Source organism: Vibrio sp. 10N.222.49.C12, from assembly GCF_041475025.1.
Classification (GTDB): Bacteria; Pseudomonadota; Gammaproteobacteria; order Enterobacterales; family Vibrionaceae; genus Vibrio; species Vibrio crassostreae_C.
Map to the genome: position 1 here is coordinate 1 of NZ_JBFRVF010000054.1, position 1101 is coordinate 1101.

The 1101-nt window shown below is 48.6% G+C and carries 1 protein-coding gene; it reads left to right on the forward strand.

Annotated features, from left to right (window positions below; genetic code table 11):
* Positions 1–1101, forward strand: a 1101-nt coding sequence (locus AB4583_RS16010) for a VCBS domain-containing protein (protein ID WP_372118268.1), incomplete at both ends; no start/stop codon positions are given.

Sequence of the window (1101 nt, forward strand, 5' to 3'; positions counted from 1 at the left end):
CAGTACTGACGTGGATAATCCAGATAATACCTTCACACCCGATTCCATTTCCGGTACCAACGGTGACCTGACTATCGATGCTAATGGTCATTGGGTGTTCACCGCCAACAGCGCGTTTAATCAACTAAACGTCGGCGATAAAGTTGAAGAAACCTTCACGGTGTCGTCTATTGATGGCACACCCTCGACGATCAAAGTGACGATTAACGGCACTAACGACGCCGCTACTGTCAGCAGCGCAACCGTTGCCATCAATGAAACCGACAAAGCGGTAACGACATCAGGCACGCTAACCAGTACGGATTTGGATAACCCGGATAACACCTTCACACCAAGTTCGCTCACTGGTACACATGGCAATCTAACCATTGATGCCAATGGCCACTGGGTATTCACCGCTAACAGCGCGTTTAATCAATTGAATGTCGGCGACAAGATCGAAGAGACCTTCACTGTCTCGTCTATTGATGGCACAGCGTCAACGATCAAAGTGACGATTAACGGCACTAACGACGCCGCTACTGTCAGTAGCGCGACCGTTGCCATCGATGAAACTGACAAAGCAGTAACGACATCAGGTACCCTCACCAGTACCGACGTAGATAACCCAGACAATGCTTTTCAGCCGGATTCTATTTCAGGCTCCAACGGTGACCTGACTATTGATGCTAATGGTCATTGGGTCTTCACCGCCAACAGCGCATTCAATCAATTAAACGTTGGCGATAAAGTCGAAGAGACGTTCACTGTCTCTTCCATCGATGGTACCCCATCAACAATCAAAGTTACGATCAACGGAACCAACGATAAAGCTACGGTTAGCAGCGCTAGCGTCGCTATTGATGAAACCGACAAAGCGGCGACCACGTCAGGTACACTAACCAGCACCGACATCGATAATCCAGACAATGCATTCACACCGGATTCTATTTCAGGCACCAACGGTGACCTGACTATTGATGCTAATGGTCATTGGGTCTTCACTGCCAACAGCGCGTTTAATCAGTTAAATATCGGCGACAAGATCGAAGAGACCTTCACGGTGTCGTCTGTTGATGGCACACCCTCGACCATCAAGGTAACGATTAACGGTACTAACGA